The organism is Senimuribacter intestinalis, from assembly GCF_943192965.1.
GTDB lineage: Bacteria > Bacillota > Clostridia > Peptostreptococcales > Anaerovoracaceae > Senimuribacter > Senimuribacter intestinalis.
Window position 1 is genome coordinate 13,388 of record NZ_CALPCF010000014.1, and the last position, 19,877, is coordinate 33,264.

37 protein-coding genes are annotated in these 19,877 nt (G+C 40.8%); 29 read left to right on the forward strand and 8 right to left on the reverse strand.

What is annotated here, in order from left to right; genetic code table 11:
• Positions 1–47: 47 nt before the first annotated feature.
• The 4 genes from NFR88_RS11680 to NFR88_RS11695 form a co-directional block, all read right to left on the reverse strand.
• On the reverse strand, positions 48–1,088 hold the full coding sequence (locus NFR88_RS11680) for a virulence RhuM family protein (protein WP_251616156.1): 1,041 nt from the start codon (positions 1,086–1,088) through the stop codon (positions 48–50).
• Positions 1,089–1,296: 208 nt separating this feature from the next.
• Positions 1,297–2,523 (reverse strand): SNIPE associated domain-containing protein, encoded by a 1,227-nt coding sequence (locus tag NFR88_RS11685; protein ID WP_251616159.1) that lies wholly within the window; start codon positions 2,521–2,523, stop codon positions 1,297–1,299.
• Between the two features lie 17 nt (positions 2,524–2,540).
• Positions 2,541–2,678 (reverse strand): hypothetical protein, encoded by a 138-nt coding sequence (locus NFR88_RS11690; RefSeq protein WP_251616160.1) that lies wholly within the window; start codon positions 2,676–2,678, stop codon positions 2,541–2,543.
• A gap of 59 nt (positions 2,679–2,737) precedes the next feature.
• A complete protein-coding gene (locus tag NFR88_RS11695) occupies positions 2,738–3,118 on the reverse strand; it encodes a helix-turn-helix transcriptional regulator (protein ID WP_251616161.1) in 381 nt (126 codons plus the stop codon).
• A gap of 90 nt (positions 3,119–3,208) precedes the next feature.
• On the opposite strand from NFR88_RS11695, the gene NFR88_RS11700 reads away from it, so the two are divergent.
• Complete coding sequence (locus NFR88_RS11700; RefSeq protein WP_285813878.1) at positions 3,209–3,463, forward strand: helix-turn-helix domain-containing protein; 255 nt, start codon at positions 3,209–3,211, stop codon at positions 3,461–3,463.
• Between the two features lie 233 nt (positions 3,464–3,696).
• Here NFR88_RS11700 and NFR88_RS11705 read toward each other — a convergent pair whose 3' ends face one another.
• Positions 3,697–3,915: a hypothetical protein gene (locus NFR88_RS11705; RefSeq protein ID WP_160202429.1), complete on the reverse strand. Its 219-nt coding sequence runs from the start codon at positions 3,913–3,915 to the stop codon at positions 3,697–3,699.
• Positions 3,916–4,030: 115 nt separating this feature from the next.
• Between NFR88_RS11705 and NFR88_RS11710 the strand changes: the two genes are divergently transcribed.
• Positions 4,031–4,183, forward strand: a complete 153-nt coding sequence (locus NFR88_RS11710; RefSeq protein WP_160202430.1) for a hypothetical protein — start codon at positions 4,031–4,033, stop codon at positions 4,181–4,183.
• On the opposite strand, the gene NFR88_RS11715 is transcribed toward NFR88_RS11710, so the two are convergent.
• Complete coding sequence (locus NFR88_RS11715; RefSeq protein ID WP_160202431.1) at positions 4,173–4,538, reverse strand: hypothetical protein; 366 nt, start codon at positions 4,536–4,538, stop codon at positions 4,173–4,175. The genes NFR88_RS11710 and NFR88_RS11715 overlap by 11 nt on opposite strands.
• A gap of 146 nt (positions 4,539–4,684) precedes the next feature.
• Between NFR88_RS11715 and NFR88_RS11720 the strand changes: the two genes are divergently transcribed.
• The gene (locus NFR88_RS11720; protein ID WP_161908941.1) at positions 4,685–4,855 is read left to right on the forward strand and encodes a hypothetical protein; all 171 of its coding nucleotides are present in this window, start codon (positions 4,685–4,687) and stop codon (positions 4,853–4,855) included.
• Here the strand turns inward: NFR88_RS11720 and NFR88_RS11725 are convergent.
• The gene (locus tag NFR88_RS11725) at positions 4,836–4,985 is read right to left on the reverse strand and encodes a hypothetical protein (RefSeq protein ID WP_251616163.1); all 150 of its coding nucleotides are present in this window, start codon (positions 4,983–4,985) and stop codon (positions 4,836–4,838) included. The two genes, NFR88_RS11720 and NFR88_RS11725, sit on opposite strands and share 20 nt — an antisense overlap.
• A gap of 155 nt (positions 4,986–5,140) precedes the next feature.
• Between NFR88_RS11725 and NFR88_RS11730 the strand changes: the two genes are divergently transcribed.
• Positions 5,141–5,311, forward strand: coding sequence for a hypothetical protein (locus NFR88_RS11730; protein WP_251616164.1), 171 nt, complete (start codon positions 5,141–5,143; stop codon positions 5,309–5,311).
• 109 nt (positions 5,312–5,420) lie between these two features.
• Entirely contained in the window at positions 5,421–5,600 is a 180-nt protein-coding gene (locus tag NFR88_RS11735; RefSeq protein WP_251616165.1) for a hypothetical protein, read from the forward strand.
• 1 nt (position 5,601) lies between these two features.
• Here NFR88_RS11735 and NFR88_RS11740 read toward each other — a convergent pair whose 3' ends face one another.
• Positions 5,602–6,306 (reverse strand): hypothetical protein, encoded by a 705-nt coding sequence (locus NFR88_RS11740; RefSeq protein ID WP_251616167.1) that lies wholly within the window; start codon positions 6,304–6,306, stop codon positions 5,602–5,604.
• A 93-nt stretch (positions 6,307–6,399) separates the two neighbouring features.
• Here NFR88_RS11740 and NFR88_RS11745 point away from each other — a divergent pair, with 93 nt between their 5' ends.
• The 24 genes from NFR88_RS11745 to NFR88_RS11855 all read left to right on the forward strand — a co-directional run bounded on the left by NFR88_RS11745 (position 6,400) and on the right by NFR88_RS11855 (position 19,877).
• The gene (locus NFR88_RS11745) at positions 6,400–6,606 is read left to right on the forward strand and encodes a helix-turn-helix domain-containing protein (RefSeq protein ID WP_251616169.1); all 207 of its coding nucleotides are present in this window, start codon (positions 6,400–6,402) and stop codon (positions 6,604–6,606) included.
• 667 nt (positions 6,607–7,273) lie between these two features.
• Entirely contained in the window at positions 7,274–7,525 is a 252-nt protein-coding gene (locus tag NFR88_RS11750; RefSeq protein ID WP_251616170.1) for a hypothetical protein, read from the forward strand.
• Positions 7,525–7,890, forward strand: coding sequence for a hypothetical protein (locus NFR88_RS11755; RefSeq protein ID WP_251616172.1), 366 nt, complete (start codon positions 7,525–7,527; stop codon positions 7,888–7,890). Before NFR88_RS11750 ends, NFR88_RS11755 begins: the two co-directional genes overlap by 1 nt.
• Positions 7,887–8,282: a hypothetical protein gene (locus NFR88_RS11760; protein ID WP_251616173.1), complete on the forward strand. Its 396-nt coding sequence runs from the start codon at positions 7,887–7,889 to the stop codon at positions 8,280–8,282. The genes NFR88_RS11755 and NFR88_RS11760 overlap by 4 nt, the downstream gene beginning before the upstream one ends.
• On the forward strand, positions 8,279–8,638 hold the full coding sequence (locus NFR88_RS11765; protein ID WP_251616175.1) for a hypothetical protein: 360 nt from the start codon (positions 8,279–8,281) through the stop codon (positions 8,636–8,638). The genes NFR88_RS11760 and NFR88_RS11765 overlap by 4 nt, the downstream gene beginning before the upstream one ends.
• Entirely contained in the window at positions 8,604–8,735 is a 132-nt protein-coding gene (locus NFR88_RS15100) for a hypothetical protein (RefSeq protein WP_285813805.1), read from the forward strand. Before NFR88_RS11765 ends, NFR88_RS15100 begins: the two co-directional genes overlap by 35 nt.
• A gap of 207 nt (positions 8,736–8,942) precedes the next feature.
• Complete coding sequence (locus NFR88_RS11770) at positions 8,943–9,284, forward strand: hypothetical protein (RefSeq protein ID WP_251616176.1); 342 nt, start codon at positions 8,943–8,945, stop codon at positions 9,282–9,284.
• Positions 9,265–9,603: a hypothetical protein gene (locus tag NFR88_RS11775; protein WP_251616177.1), complete on the forward strand. Its 339-nt coding sequence runs from the start codon at positions 9,265–9,267 to the stop codon at positions 9,601–9,603. Before NFR88_RS11770 ends, NFR88_RS11775 begins: the two co-directional genes overlap by 20 nt.
• Before the next feature lie 9 nt (positions 9,604–9,612).
• Complete coding sequence (locus NFR88_RS11780) at positions 9,613–11,205, forward strand: PcfJ domain-containing protein (protein WP_251616178.1); 1,593 nt, start codon at positions 9,613–9,615, stop codon at positions 11,203–11,205.
• Between the two features lie 6 nt (positions 11,206–11,211).
• On the forward strand, positions 11,212–12,192 hold the full coding sequence (locus NFR88_RS11785) for a DUF3102 domain-containing protein (RefSeq protein ID WP_251616179.1): 981 nt from the start codon (positions 11,212–11,214) through the stop codon (positions 12,190–12,192).
• 198 nt (positions 12,193–12,390) lie between these two features.
• A complete protein-coding gene (locus NFR88_RS11790; RefSeq protein ID WP_251616180.1) occupies positions 12,391–12,600 on the forward strand; it encodes a hypothetical protein in 210 nt (69 codons plus the stop codon).
• A gap of 13 nt (positions 12,601–12,613) precedes the next feature.
• Entirely contained in the window at positions 12,614–12,940 is a 327-nt protein-coding gene (locus tag NFR88_RS11795; RefSeq protein WP_251616181.1) for a DUF4406 domain-containing protein, read from the forward strand.
• 3 nt (positions 12,941–12,943) lie between these two features.
• Positions 12,944–13,387, forward strand: coding sequence for a single-stranded DNA-binding protein (locus NFR88_RS11800; RefSeq protein ID WP_251616182.1), 444 nt, complete (start codon positions 12,944–12,946; stop codon positions 13,385–13,387).
• An 11-nt stretch (positions 13,388–13,398) separates the two neighbouring features.
• Complete coding sequence (locus NFR88_RS11805) at positions 13,399–13,665, forward strand: hypothetical protein (RefSeq protein WP_251616183.1); 267 nt, start codon at positions 13,399–13,401, stop codon at positions 13,663–13,665.
• Between the two features lie 11 nt (positions 13,666–13,676).
• On the forward strand, positions 13,677–13,898 hold the full coding sequence (locus NFR88_RS11810; protein WP_251616184.1) for a hypothetical protein: 222 nt from the start codon (positions 13,677–13,679) through the stop codon (positions 13,896–13,898).
• Positions 13,899–14,036: 138 nt separating this feature from the next.
• Positions 14,037–14,840, forward strand: coding sequence for a rolling circle replication-associated protein (locus NFR88_RS11815; protein ID WP_251616185.1), 804 nt, complete (start codon positions 14,037–14,039; stop codon positions 14,838–14,840).
• A 28-nt stretch (positions 14,841–14,868) separates the two neighbouring features.
• Positions 14,869–15,297 (forward strand): hypothetical protein, encoded by a 429-nt coding sequence (locus NFR88_RS11820; protein WP_251616186.1) that lies wholly within the window; start codon positions 14,869–14,871, stop codon positions 15,295–15,297.
• Positions 15,298–15,365: 68 nt separating this feature from the next.
• A complete protein-coding gene (locus NFR88_RS11825) occupies positions 15,366–15,536 on the forward strand; it encodes a type II toxin-antitoxin system HicA family toxin (RefSeq protein ID WP_251616187.1) in 171 nt (56 codons plus the stop codon).
• A gap of 53 nt (positions 15,537–15,589) precedes the next feature.
• Positions 15,590–16,003 (forward strand): type II toxin-antitoxin system HicB family antitoxin, encoded by a 414-nt coding sequence (locus tag NFR88_RS11830; protein WP_251616188.1) that lies wholly within the window; start codon positions 15,590–15,592, stop codon positions 16,001–16,003.
• A gap of 16 nt (positions 16,004–16,019) precedes the next feature.
• Positions 16,020–16,199: a hypothetical protein gene (locus tag NFR88_RS11835; protein ID WP_251616192.1), complete on the forward strand. Its 180-nt coding sequence runs from the start codon at positions 16,020–16,022 to the stop codon at positions 16,197–16,199.
• A gap of 78 nt (positions 16,200–16,277) precedes the next feature.
• Positions 16,278–17,198 (forward strand): hypothetical protein, encoded by a 921-nt coding sequence (locus NFR88_RS11840; RefSeq protein WP_251616194.1) that lies wholly within the window; start codon positions 16,278–16,280, stop codon positions 17,196–17,198.
• 26 nt (positions 17,199–17,224) lie between these two features.
• Entirely contained in the window at positions 17,225–17,680 is a 456-nt protein-coding gene (locus NFR88_RS11845; protein ID WP_251616195.1) for a hypothetical protein, read from the forward strand.
• A 104-nt stretch (positions 17,681–17,784) separates the two neighbouring features.
• On the forward strand, positions 17,785–18,618 hold the full coding sequence (locus NFR88_RS11850) for a terminase small subunit (RefSeq protein WP_285813879.1): 834 nt from the start codon (positions 17,785–17,787) through the stop codon (positions 18,616–18,618).
• Positions 18,606–19,877: a PBSX family phage terminase large subunit gene (locus tag NFR88_RS11855; protein WP_251616205.1), complete on the forward strand. Its 1,272-nt coding sequence runs from the start codon at positions 18,606–18,608 to the stop codon at positions 19,875–19,877. The genes NFR88_RS11850 and NFR88_RS11855 overlap by 13 nt, the downstream gene beginning before the upstream one ends.

Consider the following 19,877-nt stretch of genomic DNA (forward strand, 5'->3'; position numbering starts at 1 on the left):
GAGTTTAGAGACGCCAAATAGCGTTTCCTGCAAATGGTAAGAAAGACTTATTTGAGTAGTTTTTGTGTTGCACGATCAAAATCTGAAATGTAATCTTTATCTTGTTTTATTCTAAATTTCTCAAATTCCTTATGCGCTAAATCATCGGCAACCTTCCTGGAAACTTTACCGGCGTTGGTTAAAATATCATATTCATTAAATTCCAAAAAACTGTCAAGCTTACCTACCCAATCCTTCATTGTCATTAGTTTTTGTCGCTTAGCTTGATTTTCTGCATAATCAAGGTACATGCTGACGATATCATTAAGTCCGGAAGCTTCCTCAGTATATAAATAATTTTTAGATATTGTAACATCTGATTTCAAAATCTTCCCATCAGGTGAATTCTTCCAAGTGGTTAACCCCATATGATCCTTTGCTGAGTTTGCTCTATGACTGATCAATTCAGGAGCGGTTTCACCTGTAATAGCAAAAATCAACTTATTTTGCACTGTCTTAAAAAACGTTCGGGTTATCTCACTGTGAGGATCATAATCGCAGCTACACTGGGCATAGATATCAGTGATTTTTTGATAAAACCGTCTCTCGCTGGCACGAATTTCTTTAATTCTTTCCAACAACTCATCGAAGTAATCCTTGCCAAATGGTTTTCCATTTTTTAGCATTTCATCATTTAGAACAAACCCTTTGATGATATATTCTTTTAAGGTTGATGTTGCCCATTTTCTGAATTGTGTGGCGGCCTTTGAGTTGACACGATAACCAACAGCTATAATTGCATCTAGATTGTAGAATGCTAAAGTGCGATGAACCGTTCTATTTCCTTCCTTTTGAACTATTGGGAAATTCCCAATAGTTGAATCTTGATCTAGTTCATCACTAGCAAAGATATTTTTTAAATGCTCATTAATTGTTGAGACGTCTACTGAAAATAGTTCTGCCATAGCTTTTTGAGTAAGCCAAAAGGTTTCTTCATAAAAGGCAACAGAAACGTGTACATTGCTTTCGTCTGTTGCATAAAGTAAAATCTTACTTTGCTCTATCTTTTTATCCATTTTTTCATTATCAAAAAAGAAAAAATTGCCCATAATATTCCTCCAATTTTCATAATACTTTTTTTAAATTTCGACCTCAACTCGACAACTTTTCCAAGAATTGTTACAGGTTGCCGTAGGTGCGTTTTGATTTTGTTATAGCGGTTGACCAGCTTCGTTTATGGGCTGATCAGGATTTTCTTCATTCATTGCTTAATCCTCTTTTGCAGTTTTATGTGTTGAAAATCTTCTTTGGTTAGCATTATTTGCGCATTGATTCACGGATTCGAAGAGACTCTCTATATTGTTCGGCAGATGGAACATCGATAAATTCGACAGTTTTATCGTGGTGTTCTTTAACAACTGCTTTTATCTCATCAAGAGTGACTTTAAAAAATTCACGCCTTGTATTCACCATATTAAGCTTCCTATCCTCAAAGGCTCTATGTAAAGCAGCTTCTAATGCAGGAGCATCATCGGAAAAAATCATGGCATGTATGTCGAAATTATACGGGACGGATGCGTCTCCTAGTTCATCAACACGCTCAGTAGGTTCAAGCCGCCTTGTCATGCCTATTTTGTAAACGTTTTCACCAAAAGCCCCGATATTGGAAATAACGTAAACGTAACCGGCTCTTTGATTAGCTTCACGGTAATCCAATTCAATCATATTCTTCTCAATATCTGAAAGATGACTTGAAAGAGTCTCTAACTTTGATTCAAGAGCATTTTTTTCATCTTCGGAGTGACAAGCCGTAATTTGGTCTTTTAATTGCTTGAGTGCATTTTCATAGTGAAGCTTTTCTTTTAAAGCTTTTTTTCGCTGCTCTTCAATTTCTTTGGCAACACGAGCTTCTTCACGTTGTTGTGCACGTAATTCTTTGAGTTCTTCTTTTTCGGCTTGCTTTTTTATTTGATATTCTAAAGCGAGTTGAAGCTCCTGTTTTTTTAATGAGATGTATCCAGGAGTGATACTCACTCCCATCATTTGTCCCAGCTTTTCAATCGCATCTGCAGATTTCATAATCCTTTGCTCGCATTTTTCATAATTATTAAAACGAACCTTTTCAACGGCAGCATCACATTCATTATTAAAAGATCTGAGACAAAGCTTTTGCATATCTTTTACAAGCTTTCGACCTTTTGAAGCGCTATTATTTACTGTCCATGTTTGCGAACCGAAAGCGGCAGTCCCGTTTTTAATTATTTCTTTTTGACGTGAACGGATGAGGGTGAGTTTCTCTTTATACTCATCACTATGTGTAAAAGAATAGGTTGGGCGGTAAAGGGCGAATGTTTCCAACTCAATCGTTTCTTCGTTAACTAATATTTGACGATTTTGTTTTTCGAGTTCAAGACGATTATTTTCAATTTGATCTCTTAATTCGGATAAGTCAGCATCAGCATGATTTATTTTGTCTTCACATTGTGCGAAGATATCCTGAAGCTTAAGAATATCTTTCATTTCGGGAGAAAGAAGTTTTTCCATGGCTTCAGCTTTACTCTTTAGCTGCTCAAGCTGTTCAGTTTTTGTTTCAATTCATCTTTTAAACCTTTTCCAGAAAAAATACCTAGGCCATTATGTTCTTTAACGACTGGTGATTCCTTTACTTCGGCTGTTTGAGTATGTTCATATTTTTCCATAATGTTTTCAGTTTTGTTTTTCTTAAATAGAGCCATAGTATAATCCTTTCTTAAAAAAATTAAGCATATCGTCCGCTGGCAACAAGGTCATCAAGGTAGTCAACAATTTTTTCTTTGCCCTCTTGATTAAGTACACGATAGTTGATAATAAGCTGTTTCTCAGAGTCAGTTAAATCAGATGAATCCATCGATTTACTGGATAGTGTGATGACATAATCATCATCAAGAACTTTGAACACCTCATCTACATCAAGCTTTAGTCCAGCGCATACTTTTAAAATCGTTTCAATGGTAGGCTTTACGGGTCTACCTGTTTTAGAATTAACATTTTTCTCAAGCATAGCAACGTAGCCTTTTGTAATGCCGCATAGTGATGCGACATATTCCATGGTTGCTGAATTTTCATTTCTGTAATTTTTTATAATATCCCCTAAGGTCATATTGCACCTCCATCTTTGTAAAGTTAACTATACATCATTACGACAAAAATGTCAAGAAAAAGTAAAAACGACTTGACAAATAAAATATAGTTGACTATACTTAAGGCTAAGACACAAGAGAGGAGAGTACTAATGGAATATAATCTAAAGAAAATTAGAGAACTACGAGGATTGACTCAGAATGAGTTAGCAAAGAAGTCGGGGATTTCTAGAGTAACGATTTCAAGAATTGAAAGTGGAACTCAAGAGGATCTGATGGTAGGAAATTTGAACAGAATCGCACAGGCGTTAAATTGCCAAGTGAGTGAGTTGATTTGCACAAAAAAATTTGAACAAAAAGTATAGTCGACTATACTTGCATAGACAAAAACGATTTGAAGAGGGAGGTGAAAGCAAATTGAACATACCGGAAAAATCTATGTACTGCCTGTGGAACCATTTAGAAAGTTTTCATAGACAAGCTATGGATAGAAAAATAGCCGACTTTGGAGAACCATGCTCAGACTGCAAGTACTGGTTAGACTGCGGCGGAGATTGGATTTCAAAAGTCGGCAATACAAAACCATCAGATTTAGAATTTAGCGTGGTTCGTTGGGAGCCGAGATAAATACAGGGCATCTGCCGTATTCATCAAGGTGTGGACAATCTTCTGAGTAGTCGCAGAAATATCCCACCTTTTTGTAGCCGGGGCTGAGATTACCAAGGATATGAATCTCAGATGTTTCGACACGAATACTTTGAGGCGACTTTAAATATGGGCATTGACCTGTATAAACAAAAGAATCATATTTTGCCATTTGCATTCTCCTTTCTTAACTACTCGACCACGGCAATGGTCTGTGTATCCATTATAAAACAAGGCGGGGAATCGGACAAGTAAAATGAAAGAGAATTTGAGAAGGGGGTGAAGGAATGGATATTGAGAAAGAAATCAGGCAAATCAAAATGAAAGTAGACGACTTGACGAAATCAAATCACCTACTAAGGATTTGCATTAACGTGCTTAGCATAGCGCTTTTGATACACGTGGGAGACGAAATCATCACAAAATTGCTTAATGGATAATTGTGTAAATAGTTGCAGCAAGAGTTGCGGCTACAAGTACGATATTAAGCCAAGATTTGCGTGATTCGGATTTTAATCGTGCAGAGTCATTCTCGTAGCGCTTTAAATCTTCTTCATGCCAAACTTCGGCTTTTTGTTGATTTTCGATGTGTTCTTGATGTTGGACATCAAGTCGCTTGTTTGTTTCCTCTAGGGAACGCATCGTATTAGACATTAAGTCGATAAGCGCATCCAGCTTTGCCCCTTCTGGCGTAGTAGGATTGCGAAGATATTCTAATGTTTCATCAGATATTTCAAGGTCATTCTGATGAATGAGAGAATTGAGAAGTTTTTCCTGATCTTTGATGGATGCCATAATAATCTCCTTGGTATTGATAAGGAAATTATATCATAGCAATAAATTGCGAACAAGCATAAGGGAGAAAGGCGGACCGGAAAAAGTTTTTACAAAAATAAAAGACGCAGGATAAAAAGGAATTTTTAAAGAGGGAGGTGAAAACGATGAAAGACAAGATAAAGCCGGAAGAAGTATATATACTCCCGCCGGAGAAATTTTACCAATCCGGACGAAAAAGAGATTACCGAGCGGGAGTTTTGTACTACCTCAGTGTGATAGCAAGAAGTGCAATCTTGCTGACAAAGACGTCAGAATCTAAAGAATTTGAAGAATAAAGGCCGCAACTGATGCGATAGCAGCAATTACAGTACTCACAAACATGACAATGTTTTTAACTCGGCTTTTACGCTTTTCAGCTTCTAAGTATTCGATTATTTTGGCGGCATCGCTTTTGGTAGCGTTCATGATTGCTTCGTGCAATTCGGGATCCATTTTCATAATAGTATCATTTTCTTTGTGTTCGGTTGCAATAACGACTTGTAAGTACATTATAAGTTGGAAAATGGGAAAAAGCAATGAAAACTAAACGTAAGAAGTAATTTGAAGAGGGAGGTGAAGGAATGGATATTGAGAAAGAAATCAGGCGGCTTAAAAAAAGTAATATGCACATAGAAAAGCAGGTACATTTAATTACCAAGACTTTAAGGACATTTGCTTGGTCAGCCCTTGGAAATACGATAACGGTCTCTTTACTGGCAATTAACCTGTTAATAATTGTACACCAATGGTAATAGCCCCTCCGACGAAAATACCGGCGATAGTCTGTGTATCCATTATAAAACAAAGCGGAGAATCGGACAAGCAAAACGAAAGAGAATTTGAGGAGGGAGGTGAAACGCTATGGAAGATATTATTACTGATATGGTAGCCGAGCTGGAGAAGACAAAAGAAGGAAAAGAGGTACTTCTGTGGCTTAAAACGGATAACAGCATCATTCAAATCCAGAAAATGATGCTGCAGGGAGAGGTGCTGTTGGGAATTTCTAAACTTTTGAAAATGTTAAGGAATCAAGTCATATAAACTATTTGAGCATTCCGGAACTTACCAATATCGAAATTAATTTCTTTGAAGCATCAGGATCTTTACCTAGCTCTTGAATGAATTTTAACTGTTGTTCTCCTTCAGATAATGATTCATCAGTTATTGTTGCAAACAAATTTGGATTATTAATTAAGAGCATAAGAAGATCACCAAGAGCTTCTTGGTTTGTTGGCGCTGAGTGCTCGTATACGGATGGGGTAAAGCTGGTAAAAGAACACAACTCAAGAAATTGATTATCAGGCTTATCGGGATTTTTTGCATAAAAATCGAAACGTAGCTTTAATTGTTCCGCTAGATTGTGCATCCCGTCGGGATCTTGAGTGTATTCAATATATCTTAAATGTGATATATCGAAAGGGATACTTTGCGCACTTTTTTCTCGAATTAAAATTGTGCGAGGGCTTATAGCATGCCTGATTCCAAGTTCATAAAACACATTCGGATTAGGGTAGGTTATATCAGCAATGACATATGTAGAATGCATTAACTTAAGAAAGATATCATTGCTTATTGAGCTTGGATTTAACTCTTCGTCGGCGCGAATAACAGATAAATCAGGAGCAGCTTTTTGAACAGCTTCCTTGATGATAAAATCATATTTCTTCTTTAAATCTGCAGCCGTGACGGTAGCACCATTAATTGTCTGATCACCGATCGGCATGATTACAAAGCAACTGTTATTCATTATTTTTTCTCCTTTATGACTAAGTATAGAACGCTAGAACATCATGTTCACTATATATAGTATAAAGAGATTTGGAAGAGAGGTCAAGTGAATATGGAAAAAGAAAAGGAAATTTTATTAAAAATAGAAACCTGCCTGAAAGAAAGAGAAATATCAAAGTGTGATTTTGCTAAAAAACTTGGGTGCTCAACGAGACTAGTACATTACTGGTTTAGGGGCGAACGAGGGATATCAATTAACATGATGGATAAGGCATTAAAGTTATTGGGGATTACAGTTAAGCTTGGAGATGAAGGTTGACCGGATTAAAAGTAAAGCGCATAGGACAAACCGTAAAGCTGTATGAATTAAATGAGGTACATATTGACGCAAAAAGGAAGAGATGAGAGTGGTGGATTTCCTAAAGTTGTCGATTTCGTATGAGCCTGAAAGAGTTTTGGCGGCAGAAATATATTTACACACTTTCCGCCGCCATTGGTATATTTGCTGAATAAGGAGTTGCGCTTATTCGTTAGAAATTATATCACAAAATCCAAAGCGATTGCAACACTGTTTATGGCAAAAGTCGTATTAAACGAGATATGACATCAAAGTGGTCTAGTATCACAATCGTAGAGTCAAGATAATGTCTGCGGTAAATACACGAGCAAGGTAGTACTCTGAAGCATAGGACAAAGTTCTTTGCTCATACGATAAAGAAAGGAGGGAAACCATGGTCAGAACTGTCTCAGACTTAGAAGGATACAAGTACAAAGTCATTCACGACTCGGGAGACGTTACATATTTTAACGAGCTAAAGATATCTGATTCACTTAGCGAGATAATGAGCCGGTGCTGGGATAGTCTGTCCGATGAAGTGAAGAGAGAAATTAACAACAGAAAAAGGAACTGAAGCTATGCCAAGAAAATCACACCGCCAGCGCCGTAAGAAAATTGGACAAGCTTCGGCGCTGCGAAAGGAGAAAATATGCAAGTAGAAACAGCACAAATGATTGAAGAAAAGTCCCGATTTGTCAGAGGCATAGAAACCCTTTTATCCATGGACAAGCGCAGCATGGTGGACAGCTTAGCCTATCATCTGGAAGTCCACGACGATAGCGGAGATTTCTACGACGAATATATCGATATCATTTACACAAATGGAACAACCCGCCGGCTGTTGGTAACGGCAAATAGCAACGGGGCAAATTTGAAACAGATAGCAAAGGAGGTTTACTGATGGATACATACCAGGGAACATGCAAGTACTGCGGAGAAATAAAGCCGATTATGGAAGAAAGTCAAGACGCGGCAGATGAGAGAGTCAGCAATGAATGCTCCTGCGGCGGCGCGAAGCTGGAAGAAGTCAAAGCAAGATTGATGGCGAACATCAATCTTATCTCGAGGGGAAATGAGGACAAAACATTATCTCAGCTGTCAGAAGAGCAGGTTAAATTGCTTAAGCGCGCAGCCAGTGAAGTCATAAGCGACAATCTAGATAAAGCCATCTTTGATTTTGGGAGCTCCAAAGTAACGATTTGGAGTACCGGAGAGAAGTTCAAGGTTAAGCGAACCGCGACCAGAGAGGAGATAGCAGAAGCATGATAGACGAAAAATACTACCTATATGCAGTAGAACAAATGGACCGTGCGAAAAGAGAGAAGAAAAAGTACAACGGCTGGAAAGACAAAGCCGACAGAGTCTGCTTTTACACCGGCAGACCTTACGCTGAGCGCCATGAAGTATTCCCGGGAAGACCTAACCGGCAAATCAGCATTGCGCATGGTTTTCAGGTGGACCTTTGCCCGGAGAAACACCGGGAACTGCAGGAAAACATTACGCCTTGGGCGAAAGCAGAGAATCAGAAGTGGCGTGAAACATACGAACAACTTTACATCGATGAGCAGATTGATGAGTGCGTTAGTGCAAATGATGCGTTGGAAAGCTGGATGCAGCTCATCGGCAGAAATTACATAGAGGAGTTGACACCAAAATGATACCATGTCCAAAATGTGGAAATCTTGATTATCATGCAGCCCGGCAGTGTCCACAATTTGGAGGAAAGCCGGTCTGCACCAGGTGCTGCATGGAGTGTGCGTATTATGACCCATCACCGATGGGGCTTCATTGCAGATACCATATCTACAATCCGAAACCGGATTACCGCGGTGAAATCGAAAAACTCAGCAGACAGATTGCGGTTAAAGAACGTCAAGTTGAGCATTTTTACCAAAGTGATAGGCCTTGGATAGCTGAGAAAATCGAGCGAGAAACAAGCTGGCTTCGGAGACAGAAGAGAGAATGGGAGAGAAAACGAGATGAAGAAATTAAAAAGGCTGGCACTGAAATATGACGCAGCAGCCTACATATATGCGGTGTGCACATTGCTGATTACCGCATCACCAATCATTACCTTGTGGCTGCTCCTTTACGGTGCCGGCTGCGAATAGGAGGAGACAATGAAAAGACTATGGAAAAGAATCAGAGAATGTCCAGCGTGCCCACTGCACGTAAAATGCTATAAACGTGGACACTGGCCTTGCGGGAACAAAACATGTTACGTAAGCAAAAAGAAAAGACCCGCAAAAGCGAGTCAAGCCGTTGAGTAGGTACTGCAATACCTACTCCTAATTTACCACAAAACGGAGGAAAAAGCAATGAATCTGAATCAAAAAATCAATTTAAAGGAATTTAAAAAAGCCGCAGAAGAAGCCGGCTGTGAAGTCATACAAAGCGGCAGGAGCAGATGCTATGCCGCTTCGCCGAGAGAGATTGCCGTTGTAACGACCACCGGCGCGATCCGGATTTCCATTGAGAATGCACAGCGCTTCCTATGGGACTACCAAGTAGCAGTTGAAACCGCCTGCAAGATGTGGAATGAATTAACACTAGCTGAAAAGAACCAGCTGGCAAAAGAGAAGCGTATGACCTACGGCGAACTGCAGCAGATCGTGTACATGTTGAAATTAGGAGGAAGAAATGAGCAAGAAAACAGATGAAGCCATTGCCAAGATTACGGCAGAAGCGATGGAAATCAATAACAACTTTGCAATTTTTATCGAGGAGCATTTGACATCAATCTGCACCAAGGACAAAGTTGCGGACAAGCTGTTGGCAGACGATAAGAAACTGGAAGACTTTTGTAAGAAATGTGAGTCGGAGGCCAGAGAACGAGCAAGAAAGCAGGGAAGCGGATTCCAGATAAACGGTCTGCCGGATCAGGAGTACAAAGACATGGTCGAAGCGTATTACAGCATTACACCGGACGACAAGTCAACAACTGTCGGAAATGTCATAGACATTACAGATTTACTTTAGGAGACAGCTATGAAATACGAAGTTTTAAGAATTGAGAAAGATCCTTGGAATATCGTGCTGCCGAAGGGAATCAAGAAGTATGTGCATACATCCATCAGCCGCCCGATTATTTATGACCGGTTCAAAAAGCGGGCCTTTTGCCTTTCCTGCGGAGAATACTTTGACTATACGAATCCGGAAAAGCCGTTTCCGAAGGCAAGGACAATCCATGTAATGGAAAAGTTCAAAGCGGGTGACTTCATAATCTGCCCGCTGTGCGGCCATGAAGGAAAGGCGAATCCCCACACAAGAAATGTATACGTAGATGGAACTGTGGCGGTAGGAAATGTAAAGGCTGAGTCCTTGTACATCAATATTCTTTATGCCTGTTACAAATACGAGCAGGGCGCATTTGATGATTTGAAGGACTTAAACGGGGAAATTTACATAGAAGAGACAGTCAAAATTTCGAGGAATGAACAAACCGCTTATGTAAAATGGGGAAATGGCTGGCATAAAGGCGCCAGTGTACACATATACGAGGGAATCACAAGATTGGGTCCTTGCATACATGAGAGTATGGCAAACGCAGTCAAAGAAAGTTTTCTTAGGTATGCCGGAATAGAAATAGAGCCGAACAGCAGACCGGACATCAATGTCTTGGTAAAGCGCCTTGCGGTAAATGCGAAGTACCCACAGGTGGAATATCTGAACAAAGCAGGATTAAGCGAGTTGGAAAGAGGTTTAATCTACGGTATAAGCACATTTTTGTGGCCAAACTGGCGCAGAAATGATTTGCCCGGCGTGCTTGGAATCAGCAGTCAGGATATAGACAAACTGAGACAGTGGAACATGTTTGATGTCAATCATATCGCCGCCTATAAGCATATCAAGAAGTACCATAAGAAAATCCGAAAAAAAGACATGGAAGATTTCTTCGGCTTCTTCGATGACATCGGAATTTTCACGACAAAACTACAGTGGGGCGTAAGCTTGAAAGGCATGGATCCGTTGAAAACCGCAAGGTACTTAGAAAAGCTATATCAAGACAATAGACCGTACTGTGGACACGGCAGTTATGGGTACAGCAGAGATTTTGTGTTAAACGAATACAAAGACTACATTGGGCAGATCAGAGAACTTAAGTATCCCGAAACAGACTATTACCTTTATTCAAAAGACTTCGCTGCGGCTCATGAGAAAGCCTCTGCGCAGCTGAGAGAAAAGAAGAGAAGGGAATACGAGGAAGAAGTACGGGCAAAAAATGAAAAACTTACAAAACAGGTCAAACAACTTGAAAAACTGAGCTGGTCCGATGGAACTTATCTAATCAGACCACTCAGAAACGTAGAAGAATTTTTTGAAGAAGGTGCAAACAACAATAATTGCGTTGCCAGCTATGCAGATAGAGCGGCTCACGGGAAAACAAGCATTTTTGTAATCAGAAAATGCGAAGCACCGGACAAGTCCTTTGTCACGTTAGAACTAAGAGACGGAAAAATAGTACAGTGCAGGGGAAGGGGAAACCGTGACGCAGGAAATGAAGTGAACGCCTTTGCCGAGCGATGGCTAAAGGAAGTTGTGAAAAGAAAGAGGAAAGGAGCAGCTGCACCGGCAGCGTAAAGAATCATGGGAGACATTATAGATGTGGAATACAAAGAAGTTGTAGACTTGGAGAGTTTGACAACAGAAGAATTAAAAAACGGAGCCAATCTCTATTGGAGCCAGATGGAACTGCTGGGCAAGATGGGTATTGAGTTGGCGGCAAGAGCAGGAAAAAACCTAAATGTTATCAAAAGTAGAATTGGACATGGTGGGTGGGAAGATTGGTGTAATGAAAATTTACGCTTCAGTAAACGAAAAGCTGAGCGGATGATGAAACTGGCGAAAAAAATAGAGACGGAAAACGGAGTGTTTGCAAATCCGAAAACGTTGTCGGATATTGAAATTTCAAAAGTTTGGGCGATTCTGGAAGCGCCGGAAGAGGTGGCCGAAAAGGTCATGGAGAATCCCGGAATGCCGGATATGAGCGTTCGAGAATTAAAAGATGAAATCAAGCGCCTGAAAGAGGAAAAACAGGGCCTTGAAACGGAAATGGAAGCAATTGCAGAAAACAGAGAGGAGGTGCAAGCAGAACTTAAGGCGGAGATCGACCGTCTGAAAGCTGAACTTGCCGGTCAGCCAGTAGCGGATCCTGCAGCCCTTGCCGAAAAAGAAGCAGAACTGCAGAAAATGCAGGATAAGCTGGCCAAGGAAAAGGAGAAATCCAAGAAGCTGAAAGAATCCGTAGATGCGGAAAAAGAAAAGGCTGCAGCGGAGACACGGGCAAAAGCAGAAGAGGACGCAAAGGCAAAGGTCAGTGAAGACCTGCGCCTGCTGCAGGAAAGCAACCAGCAGGCCGCTGAGGAAATCGACCGTTTAACTCGAAAACTGGCCAACAACTCCAATACCGAAGTGGCCACCTTCAAAGCTTACGCAGACCAGCTGCAGAAAGCATTCGGCAGCTGCGCAGAGTCTATTGTGACCATGGAAACCGAAGACACAGAGCAGGCAGAAAAAATGCGCTGTGCCCTAAAGCAGATTATGACGCAGATGATAGAGAGGATTTAAGGACATGACGATAGGAAATATTTTGATGATGCCACTGCAGGAAAATGTACCTGCACCAAGACATGATGACTGGAAACTAGCAGTATGCCCTATATGTGGCGCAGACTGCTGGGAATCAGGACAAGCTCGAATCTTAATGCGAAAAATGCCAGGCATATTAAAAGCTTGTACAAGTTGCGCATTGAAAGGAGAAGGAAAATGAAGAACTATGAACTGATGGAGCGGTTATCGAGTATGCCGGCTGGCGCCGAAATCGAAGTGCGCGCAATAATGACAATAGAAGAATTTAAAAACAGCGACATCATGCAAGAAGATGAGGAAGGCGCCCTTTATGGTCTGACGAGAGGAGTTGAAGATGTTGAAAACGATGGAAATAGAATTTATATGTACACAAGAGAAGTGAGATGAAAGGAAAAGAAAAATGATTAAAAAAGCAATGTTATCTCAGCCAATGGCTGGAAAATCTGATGAAGAAATTAAAGCAACGAGAGAAAGAGCAATTAAGGCGCTTGAAGTGCGGGGATACGAAATCGTGAACACCCTGTTTACTGATGAATGGTATAGTGACAAAGCGATGAAAGAGCGAGGGGTTGTGCAGATTCCGCTGTGCTTCCTTGCAAAATCTTTAGAGAATATGAGTCTGTGCCACGCTGCATATTTCTGTAAAGGCTGGGAGAATACCAGAGGATGCAAAATTGAACATGACGCAGCTATTGCATATGGACTTGATGTTATCTATGAGGAATAAGTGATGAATAGTGTAGTTCTAATCGGAAGACTTACCCGTGACCCGGAAATCAGATACACCGCAAGCACACAGATGGCAGTTGCAACCTTTACCGTTGCCATTGACAGACCTGTAAGAGCAGGTGGTGAGAAGCAGACAGATTTTCCTCGCGTGACCGTTTTCGGCAAGCAGGCAGAGAACTGCGAGAAGTACCTGGCAAAGGGCAGATTAGTCGGCGTTCAGGGTAGAATCCAGACTGGAAGCTACCAGAACAAAGACGGCGTCACTGTTTACACAACCGATGTTGTGGCAGACAGAGTAGAATTTTTAGAGTGGGGCGACAGACCGCAGAGAAATGGGCAGACCCAAGGAACCCAAACCGAGCAAACAAAGCAAACCAGCATGACAGAGCTTAAGCCGGAGATACCGAGAGGATTTGAACCAATTGAAGACGATGTACCATTTTAAAGGAGGAGAGTATGAACAGCCAAGAAAGAATCATGATTTCCGCAGCACAGCTATATGACCGGTCTGAGAGACTGAAATATACCACCAGCCAAGTGAATGAAGAAATGCAAAAGCTGACGTTAAGTGCTGCACGCGGAAGCGTAAGCCCGCACCAGATTAAAGAAGCAGAGGAAAGCATCGCAAAAGTAATGCACTTATTACATAATGTTGAATCAATTCTGGTCCGTTTAAAGGAAGATGCTAAAACGGAATTGAATATCCAAATATATATGAAGTAAGGAGGATCCAGATGGAAAAGAAAGTCAACGTAAAAATCATTGAAGACTACGGCGTAGTCGGAGAAGACCAGAAAGGCAATGTAAAGCATTTCATCAAAGCAGAATGGTTCGGCAAAGCGCCGGTCTACGAAGTGAGAACCTTTGCCCCGGACGGAACACCCAAGAGAAGAGCCGGTCTGACTAGGGAAGAAGTTGAAAAGTTAAAAGTCATTCTAAACGAAGAATTGATTTAAACCTACATTATATATAAGAAGAAACAAGCCTGGGACAAGCCCTAAAAGCAGTCCCAGGCATACCTATAGGAAGGAAACAGAGCAGGGAGTGAAAGCCTCCCTTTCACGCTTGGTAAGAGTATTAATAAGAGGGACAAGATGAAAGTCGTAAGAGAAACATGCATAGCAGGGAAAACGATTGACAGGACCATCAAAGTGACATCGGGGAACCACCGAAACAGAAGAGCGCCGAAGAGTAATATCACATCGGAGCAGGTTCGCAAGAATAATGACCGTATGGCGGTGAAGCATTTAATGCGTCTTCTCAATGCGAATTTCACAGGAGGGGATTTACATGTGGTACTGACATACGATATAGAAGCAGACCAGCAGCAGGCAAAGAAAGACCGAAATGCTTTTATAAAGACCCTCAGAAGAGAGATGGGGAAGAAGGGTCAGGAATTGAAATACATAGCAGTAACCGAATATGAAAATACCAGAATTCACCATCACTTGGTTATCAGCAAAGTTAAGGCAGAACTTCTGGAAAGAATTTGGAAAAAAGGCTGGGTCAAATTGGCTGTGCTCGATGACTCTGGCAATTATATTAACCTTGCAGAGTATCTCATCAAAGAAACGCAGCGAACCTTCCGGCAGGGGGATTGTCAGCATAAGCGCAGATTTTCTGCCAGTACGAATTTGGTGCGACCAGTGCCGACAAGAAAAGATGTCAGCGAAGCAGAACTGTTTGACGACCCGGAAGCGATTGATGGGTATTACATAGATCAGGACCATTGCCGCAGATACGAACATCCGGTAACGGGCTTGGAACATTTGGAATATATTATGGTCGCCATAGATAAACCGAGGAGATTTAAACGCTGGCCAGGAGAACAAATTGTCAGTGATAGAGAATATTTCAAAGCAAACTATGAAGAGGAGCAGCAGAGCCTATGGAAATAGGCTTCTTTGCAGTGCGAGGAGGGGAGTTATGACAAAACAGGAATTGAGCAGACACTTTTGGTTGCAGCATGAAGTGAAGAGGCAGGAAAAACGCCTGGCGCGATTGAGAAAAAAACAGCAGCTTATCAGAGAACAGGGCGAAGTAGGAGATACAGTCAGAGATTATAAAACGGGTAAAGGAATCCCTGTCCGGATAGAGGGTGTGCCTGAAGAGGAGTTTACTCTTCCACTCATGATAAAGCTCCTTGAAGAGGAAATCGAAAAGAACATCAAAGAATCCCAGGCAGAGGCGGTGAAGATAGAACGATATATTCAGACAATCGAAAATCCGAAAATACGGGAACTGATGCGAAGCCGTTTCCTAGACTGCATGAGCTGGGAAGAAGTAGCAGAAGCGAATTTTGTTGCAAAAGATTACGCCAGAAGTCTTATCAGAGAATTTATAAATAATGTGTAAAAAATGTGTATAAAACTATTTACAAATGTGTAAAAAATGTGTATAATAAATAATGTAAGGAGGACGTGATGAAGCGTAAAGACTTAATAAAGAAACTGGAAAGCGTCGGATTTGAGTTCGACAGGCACGGTGGCAATCATGACATATACCGAAGAGGCAATGAAAAGGAAACAATTCCGAGGCACACGGAAGTCGATGAAAGGCTGGCGAAAGCAATACTTAAAAGATGGGGATTATAAAATCCCCATCAGAAAGTTAAAATAAAGAGAACGAGAAGAAAGAGAGGATTGTTATGACAAAAGTATATCCTGTGATATTCACGGAACTGAACGATGTTTGCTTAGTAGAAGTACCTGATATGGAAATCCTGACAGAAGGAAAGAATCTTGAAGAGGCGTTTACTATGGCAAGAGACGCAATCGGAATAAAGGGAATTTCCATAGAAGATGACGGAGAGACTATCCCGGAGGCATCAAGGCTGGCAGACGTGAAACCGGAGAAGGGAACCTTTGCTGAAGAGGGGGAAGGAATTGTATCTCTGGTAGATGTGGACTTTATAGCCTACAGAAAGAAACTGGATCAGAAGATGGTGAGAAGAAATGTAACTCTGCCCAATTGGTTAAACCAGGAAGCGGATGCTGCAGGGGTGAATGTATCAAAGATTTTGCAGGAGGCATTGATGCAGAGGTTAGAGGTTCAGAGATAAGAAAAGAAAAAAAGAGATGAAAAAAGAAAAGTTCTCCGCTTTTCTCCGCTTTTTTTATGATATAGTTAAAATGGAAAAAGTAAAAGAGTTTAACAACTCTAACGTTCTGGCGAATCTCCTTATTTTTATGATTGCTGACATCAAGGCGCTGCTGTACGGTGGCGCTTTTGTTGTTGGCAAAATATCTGAATTCTAAAGTAGATATTATTTGCACTATTATTTCACGTGTGGTATATTTACTTGTGGAAGGGGAAAACTAAAGGAGAATTACGATATGGGTAAAGACGCTATTGAACGGAGTTTACATTATTACGATTTTGATTTAGTTTCTTTTGATCAAGAAACTGCAAAACTAAGGAAAGTTTCTAATCTTAAGGAAATTTTGGTCGACCTTTTTAATAAAATAAGTAAATTGAGTTTTCAGGAAAAGCAGACCGATACAAACACAGGAGATAATCTATTTATGATAATTGATGATTTGGATGAATCTAAAAATCTAGTTAAATATAGATTGGTTCTTGTGAAGAAAAACGCATTCCCTCTGGTAGAAAAAAATGGGCTCCTTCAAAGTTTAGACGACTTTTTGGACCAGAATCAAAACATTGCAGAGATAACGCATGAAGTCTTGTTCCTCGATTGTGGAGTTCTTGGTGCTGAATACAATTTCTCAGGTGCAAGGCCAACGGCAATAACAAAATATTTAGATGCTGTTGCATATAAAGTTGGATATCATATACAGACGAGATGTACACCTAAATTAAACGATGATGTGTATTCAAAGATTATTAAGAACGAAAAGTACACCTTGTTTGATTTTGCGGTGAAGTGTAATTCAGAAGCATATAAAGAGTTGAGAAAATCTCAAAGTATATTCTCATCGCTTTGTCGAAGTATACCTGATGACGTTGATGTTGTAGAGGTAAAACTTACAAAGAGAAAAAAGCAAAGTAACGAGTATCAAGGATTTGATGCACCTCTTACAGAGGAAGAAATGCGGAAATTGAGTAGGGACTACAAGGATGATTTTAGCAAATTTACTATTTCGCAAAATTCTATAACGAAAGACAGCGTGGATTTGTTATCAGATAAATTCATAAAGAAAGAAGTCTTTGCAAAAACTGAAAAAAGACAGATTGATTCAAATATGATGTATGACAGCATAGTGTCATTCTATTATGATGCTATTATGAGGTGATAAAGGTTTTCAAAACGGTGAATTGAATGAGTTTATCTAAAGCTAAAAAACGGGACTGTGTCATTTTTGGAATTTTACCGATTGTATCAGCAGGATTAGCGAGTATATATATTCCGATCCCGGAGCATATAACGATTGGCATTATAGTTGATGATATAAAAATGATGATAGGTGTTTGGGCAACATTATTAGGTTTTTTATTGACAGCAACTTCAATACTGCTAACTATGGGAGGCAAAAAGTTTATAGAATTTATAAAAGATACGGGAGATTATAAAACGATACTGATTTCTTTTGTAATAAGTTGTGCTTTCATGTTCTTCGCAATATTATTGGGACTGATATGCACGTTGGCTATTTATGATACAGTGATTTTGTATAAATGGTTAATAGGACTCAGCTCTATAGTTTTTATGTCAGATTTTATAAGCTTACTATTATTTTTTATAGTTATTTTAAAAACAGATTGGAACAGGGAATAACGATTTTCTATAGCCTGAACGTACTCCGGTGTCCTTCGGGCCCGGGGTCTTTTTATACCATAATGAATGAGAGGTGGTGAGCCATAGAAAGAGAAAAACGCGAACTGGCAGAATTTGATTATATGTCGGGGATGAAGTATAAAGAGATTGCTGAAAAATATGGCGTCACAATGAACACTGTGAAGTCATGGAAGAAGCGATATGATTGGTGCAGAGATAGCACAAAAAAAGGTGCACACAAAAAAGAGGAAAAGGGTGCACACAAAAATAAACAAATTGAAGAGGGAAAAACGGAAGGTGATTTGCTCAATGATAAGCAGCGCCTTTTTTGTATTTATTATATAAAATGCTTCAATGCAACCAAAGCATATAAAAAAGCTTATGGTTGCAAGGAAGAAACTGCAAGGGTAAACGCCTCAAAGCTGCTAACGAATCCTAACATAAGAGCAGAGATTGCCCAGATGAAAGAGAGTAGATTAAATAGGGAAATGCTTTCGGGTGAGGATATTGTACAGAAGTATATAGATATTGCTTATGCAGACATTACTGATTATGTGAAGTTTGGACGAAGAGAAGTACAGGTGATGGGTCCCTTTGGTCCGGTTTATGAAACCGACAAAGAAAGCGGCAAGAAGGTACCCGTGACCAAGATTATAAATGCTGTAGAATTCGAGGAAAGTGAAGAGGTTGACGGCTCCCTAATACAGGAAGTAAGTTCGGGAAAAGATGGAGCAAAGTTGAAACTAGCAGACAAGCTGAAAGCATTGAATTGGCTGGCAGAGCATATGGATTTAGCAACCGACGAGCAGAAAGCCCGGATTGAAAATATCCGCGCGAATACAGCAAGGATTAAAGGTGAGGATCCGGGAGTGACGACAGAAGATGACGGCTTTATTGCAGCCCTGAAAGAGGAGGCGGCTTCGGTATGGCAAGAATAAAACGAGCCATATTCAAGTTCAAGCCTTTCTCGAGAAAACAAAAACAGATTCTTACCTGGTGGCTGCCGGAATCCGGCGTTGCTGATAAGGAAGGGATTATAGCAGACGGGGCAATCCGTAGCGGGAAGACAGTGTCAATGGCGCTGTCTTTTGTCATATGGGCGATGAATTCATTCGCTGAAGAGAACTTTGCGATGTGCGGCAAGACCATAGGCTCATTCCGGCGTAACGTGCTGGCGGTACTGAAGCTGATGCTGGCTGCCAGAGGATACCGCTCAAAGTATCACAGGGCAGATAACTTACTGGAAGTCAGCCGCGGCGACAATACGAACTATTTCTATATTTTCGGCGGTAAGGACGAAAGGTCGCAGGATCTAATTCAGGGCATCACTCTGGCGGGTGTTTTCTTCGATGAAGTAGCGCTGATGCCGGAGAGTTTTGTCAATCAGGCAACCGGCAGATGCTCTGTTGACGGGTCAAAATACTGGTTCAACTGTAACCCGGAAGGGCCGTATCACTGGTTCAAGGTAAACTGGATTGATAAAGCAATCGAAAAGGATTTGCTTTATCTGCATTTTACTATGGACGACAACCTGAGCCTGAGTGAGAAGATTAAGGCAAGATACCGGTCTATGTACAGCGGTGTCTTCTATAAACGCTACATTCTGGGGCTTTGGTGCGTAGCAGAGGGCGTAATTTACGACATGTTCGAGAAAGCAAGGCATGAAATAGCGCCAATCAGTACACCAGCAACAGAAAAGTACTTCGTCAGCTGTGACTACGGCACGCAGAATGCTACAGTATTCCTGCTTTGGCGAAAAGACGGCGAAAAGTGGGTATGCTGCCGGGAGTATTATTATTCCGGCAGGAACGAGAATAGACAAAAGACAGACAGTGAGTTTGCAGATGACCTTGCAGAATGGCTTGGTAACATAAAGCCAAAAAAGATTATTGTCGACCCTTCCGCAGCGTCTTTTATTGCAGAACTTCGGCAGCGAGGCTTTGTTATAAAAAAGGCAAAGAACGATGTCCTCGATGGAATCCGCGTTGTGGCGGCACTGCTGAACCGTGAACAGATTGCAATAGCTGACATATGCGAAGAAACTATCAAGGAGTTTGCGTCTTATGTCTGGGATGAGAAGGCAGCAGAGCGGGGCGAAGATAAGCCGGTAAAAGCAAATGACCACTGTATGGACGCACTACGGTATTTCTGTTATACGATGCTTAAAAAGAGCAACGGAATTTCGATTTTGAAGTAG

Excerpts from the sequence above, each read along its gene's own strand:
- NFR88_RS11745 (WP_251616169.1), top strand. The coding sequence starts at position 6,400 with ATGGAAAAAGAAAAGGAAATTTTATTAAAAATAGAAACCTGCCTGAAA.
- NFR88_RS11795 (WP_251616181.1), top strand. The coding sequence starts at position 12,614 with ATGATTAAAAAAGCAATGTTATCTCAGCCAATGGCTGGAAAATCTGAT.
- NFR88_RS11720 (WP_161908941.1), top strand. The coding sequence starts at position 4,685 with ATGAAAGACAAGATAAAGCCGGAAGAAGTATATATACTCCCGCCGGAG.
- NFR88_RS11825 (WP_251616187.1), top strand. The coding sequence starts at position 15,366 with ATGAAGCGTAAAGACTTAATAAAGAAACTGGAAAGCGTCGGATTTGAG.
- NFR88_RS11820 (WP_251616186.1), top strand. The coding sequence starts at position 14,869 with ATGACAAAACAGGAATTGAGCAGACACTTTTGGTTGCAGCATGAAGTG.
- NFR88_RS11835 (WP_251616192.1), top strand. The coding sequence starts at position 16,020 with ATGAAAAAAGAAAAGTTCTCCGCTTTTCTCCGCTTTTTTTATGATATA.
- NFR88_RS11775 (WP_251616177.1), top strand. The coding sequence starts at position 9,265 with ATGAGCAAGAAAACAGATGAAGCCATTGCCAAGATTACGGCAGAAGCG.
- NFR88_RS15100 (WP_285813805.1), top strand. The coding sequence starts at position 8,604 with ATGAAGAAATTAAAAAGGCTGGCACTGAAATATGACGCAGCAGCCTAC.
- NFR88_RS11710 (WP_160202430.1), top strand. The coding sequence starts at position 4,031 with ATGGATATTGAGAAAGAAATCAGGCAAATCAAAATGAAAGTAGACGAC.
- NFR88_RS11680 (WP_251616156.1), bottom strand. The coding sequence starts at position 1,088 with ATGGGCAATTTTTTCTTTTTTGATAATGAAAAAATGGATAAAAAGATA.
- NFR88_RS11690 (WP_251616160.1), bottom strand. The coding sequence starts at position 2,678 with ATGGAAAAATATGAACATACTCAAACAGCCGAAGTAAAGGAATCACCA.
- NFR88_RS11840 (WP_251616194.1), top strand. The coding sequence starts at position 16,278 with ATGGGTAAAGACGCTATTGAACGGAGTTTACATTATTACGATTTTGAT.
- NFR88_RS11695 (WP_251616161.1), bottom strand. The coding sequence starts at position 3,118 with ATGACCTTAGGGGATATTATAAAAAATTACAGAAATGAAAATTCAGCA.
- NFR88_RS11815 (WP_251616185.1), top strand. The coding sequence starts at position 14,037 with ATGAAAGTCGTAAGAGAAACATGCATAGCAGGGAAAACGATTGACAGG.
- NFR88_RS11755 (WP_251616172.1), top strand. The coding sequence starts at position 7,525 with ATGGATACATACCAGGGAACATGCAAGTACTGCGGAGAAATAAAGCCG.
- NFR88_RS11855 (WP_251616205.1), top strand. The coding sequence starts at position 18,606 with ATGGCAAGAATAAAACGAGCCATATTCAAGTTCAAGCCTTTCTCGAGA.
- NFR88_RS11845 (WP_251616195.1), top strand. The coding sequence starts at position 17,225 with ATGAGTTTATCTAAAGCTAAAAAACGGGACTGTGTCATTTTTGGAATT.
- NFR88_RS11785 (WP_251616179.1), top strand. The coding sequence starts at position 11,212 with ATGGGAGACATTATAGATGTGGAATACAAAGAAGTTGTAGACTTGGAG.
- NFR88_RS11780 (WP_251616178.1), top strand. The coding sequence starts at position 9,613 with ATGAAATACGAAGTTTTAAGAATTGAGAAAGATCCTTGGAATATCGTG.
- NFR88_RS11765 (WP_251616175.1), top strand. The coding sequence starts at position 8,279 with ATGATACCATGTCCAAAATGTGGAAATCTTGATTATCATGCAGCCCGG.
- NFR88_RS11685 (WP_251616159.1), bottom strand. The coding sequence starts at position 2,523 with ATGGAAAAACTTCTTTCTCCCGAAATGAAAGATATTCTTAAGCTTCAG.
- NFR88_RS11705 (WP_160202429.1), bottom strand. The coding sequence starts at position 3,915 with ATGGCAAAATATGATTCTTTTGTTTATACAGGTCAATGCCCATATTTA.
- NFR88_RS11800 (WP_251616182.1), top strand. The coding sequence starts at position 12,944 with ATGAATAGTGTAGTTCTAATCGGAAGACTTACCCGTGACCCGGAAATC.
- NFR88_RS11740 (WP_251616167.1), bottom strand. The coding sequence starts at position 6,306 with ATGAATAACAGTTGCTTTGTAATCATGCCGATCGGTGATCAGACAATT.
- NFR88_RS11750 (WP_251616170.1), top strand. The coding sequence starts at position 7,274 with ATGCAAGTAGAAACAGCACAAATGATTGAAGAAAAGTCCCGATTTGTC.
- NFR88_RS11715 (WP_160202431.1), bottom strand. The coding sequence starts at position 4,538 with ATGGCATCCATCAAAGATCAGGAAAAACTTCTCAATTCTCTCATTCAT.
- NFR88_RS11735 (WP_251616165.1), top strand. The coding sequence starts at position 5,421 with ATGGAAGATATTATTACTGATATGGTAGCCGAGCTGGAGAAGACAAAA.
- NFR88_RS11810 (WP_251616184.1), top strand. The coding sequence starts at position 13,677 with ATGGAAAAGAAAGTCAACGTAAAAATCATTGAAGACTACGGCGTAGTC.
- NFR88_RS11805 (WP_251616183.1), top strand. The coding sequence starts at position 13,399 with ATGAACAGCCAAGAAAGAATCATGATTTCCGCAGCACAGCTATATGAC.
- NFR88_RS11790 (WP_251616180.1), top strand. The coding sequence starts at position 12,391 with ATGAAGAACTATGAACTGATGGAGCGGTTATCGAGTATGCCGGCTGGC.
- NFR88_RS11730 (WP_251616164.1), top strand. The coding sequence starts at position 5,141 with ATGGATATTGAGAAAGAAATCAGGCGGCTTAAAAAAAGTAATATGCAC.
- NFR88_RS11725 (WP_251616163.1), bottom strand. The coding sequence starts at position 4,985 with ATGAACGCTACCAAAAGCGATGCCGCCAAAATAATCGAATACTTAGAA.
- NFR88_RS11770 (WP_251616176.1), top strand. The coding sequence starts at position 8,943 with ATGAATCTGAATCAAAAAATCAATTTAAAGGAATTTAAAAAAGCCGCA.
- NFR88_RS11830 (WP_251616188.1), top strand. The coding sequence starts at position 15,590 with ATGACAAAAGTATATCCTGTGATATTCACGGAACTGAACGATGTTTGC.
- NFR88_RS11760 (WP_251616173.1), top strand. The coding sequence starts at position 7,887 with ATGATAGACGAAAAATACTACCTATATGCAGTAGAACAAATGGACCGT.